Origin of the sequence: Microcystis sp. BLCC-F209 (assembly GCF_041928595.1) — a bacterium.
GTDB lineage: Bacteria > Cyanobacteriota > Cyanobacteriia > Cyanobacteriales > Microcystaceae > Microcystis.
This window is the reverse complement of the sequence record NZ_JBHFLL010000083.1, coordinates 1-1,408: the sequence shown is the minus strand read 5'-3', so window position 1 is coordinate 1,408 and position 1,408 is coordinate 1. Positions and strand designations below refer to the sequence as shown.

General features: G+C 48.9%; 2 protein-coding genes and 1 pseudogene. All 3 read right to left on the bottom strand.

Annotated features, from left to right (window positions below):
- Nucleotides 1-345, bottom strand: a 345-nt coding sequence (locus ACE1AQ_RS05290; RefSeq protein WP_374808005.1) for an RRXRR domain-containing protein, incomplete at its 3' end; no start/stop codon positions are given.
- 207 nt (nt 346-552) lie between these two features.
- Nucleotides 553-789 carry a hypothetical protein gene (locus tag ACE1AQ_RS05285; RefSeq protein ID WP_110546127.1) on the bottom strand — a complete coding sequence of 79 codons (237 nt, stop codon included), beginning with the start codon at nt 787-789 and terminating at the stop codon, nt 553-555.
- Nucleotides 790-853: 64 nt separating this feature from the next.
- A pseudogene (locus ACE1AQ_RS05280) lies at nt 854-1,273 on the bottom strand (prepilin-type cleavage/methylation domain-containing protein); the annotation flags it as partial.
- Nucleotides 1,274-1,408: the final 135 nt, after the last annotated feature.

Genomic DNA, 1,408 nt, shown 5'->3' with positions numbered 1-1,408 from the left:
TTGACGATTAGCTTTGATTGAGGGAGCTAATTTTCCTTGTTTTCTATTTGAGAATCGTTTTTGTCGATGCGCTCTTAGATTAAAAGGAAGTTCTAAGTGAGTCTTCCAAAGAGTAAAAAGAGAGGATTGAACGCCAATTCCCGAAAATAATTTACCCGGGTCAATACCAATGGCAATCGGTTGGGTTTTGTTATCGGAAGGTTCATCGGTTAGCTGGACATAGAAAATACCTAAGTCGTTGAATTTACCGATAGCTTTTCCTTCCTTAATCCACCGTCTGGCCCGACTGGGTTTAGTGGGCATCAACGGTTTTCCGTCTTTTGAGATAACAGGAACTCTTGCCATGGAGATAATCCTTAAGAGTGAAGTTAAAGTCCCTTACCGCAACACAATCAAGATGTCTTGTCTAACAACGCTTTACCAATAAAGCTGAGAGGTAATCCGAACTAGGGAAGTATTCGGAGGTCTGTGCCAGATTGTGTCTCGATGCGGTAGTCTCTACTTGCGTCGCCTAAATTGGTCTAGGCAAGCCCCGTCCCTTTTAGGGCGGGGTTAGTGACAGATTTCGTGCTGTCGTTCGAGGGCGGCGATTTCCTCCTCTTCTTGCCGTTGCTGAATGGTGCTATCGATGGCGGCCTTCAAGATAGCGTTATCGCCGTGGGCGAGTCTGAGGGTATAGAGTTCGACTGGGGATAGAGGAAAGAGGGTTCGTGTTAGCAAGGTGAGGTCGAGGGTGGGAAGCTGGGGGAATTGCCTGGAGAGGTGGGCTAGTAAAGTTTGTTCTGTCATCGTTGTGTTCCGAATGATTTACCCCCGATGGCGTTAGCCTTTTCTGCCGTCTTTTTTTTCTTTTTCATCTCTGGCATCGGTTGTCTTCGCGGATATCCCATGAACCATCGACACGGAATAAAAATAGACAGCGTTTGGCGGTCGTTCCCTGGGCGGTCAGTGTCAGTCGCCCTAACTGTCCCCAAGAACCGCCCAGACCGCCCCTCGTGTCTGCCCAACTAACCCGGTAGATCGTGCCGTTGTTTCCGGCTGGTCCCTTCACCCTTCGCAGGGTCGAGTTAGCCATATCGATGCCGACCCCCGCCGTCAAAGACTGCCATCCAGTGACCGCCTCGCAATCGTCGCCGGGTATCTTGGCCACCTCGATCCGTCCGTCGTCTTTCATGCAGAGGGCGGTGGGGGTGGTTCCACTTCCCATAGCATCGAAGCGGGTAAACTTCCAATGTTGGGAAAGTTCAAAGGTGGCCATATCTAAGCGTAAGTAGGTAGGCGAAAAAACTTATAAAATAGCAGAGAACCCTTTGTGGAGGAGGAATAAAACCTTGCCAGCCCCTCTAAAAATTGATTTAAGTGAAGAAGAAGACAAAAACCTGCTAGAACTGCAAAAACTGGCAGGAAT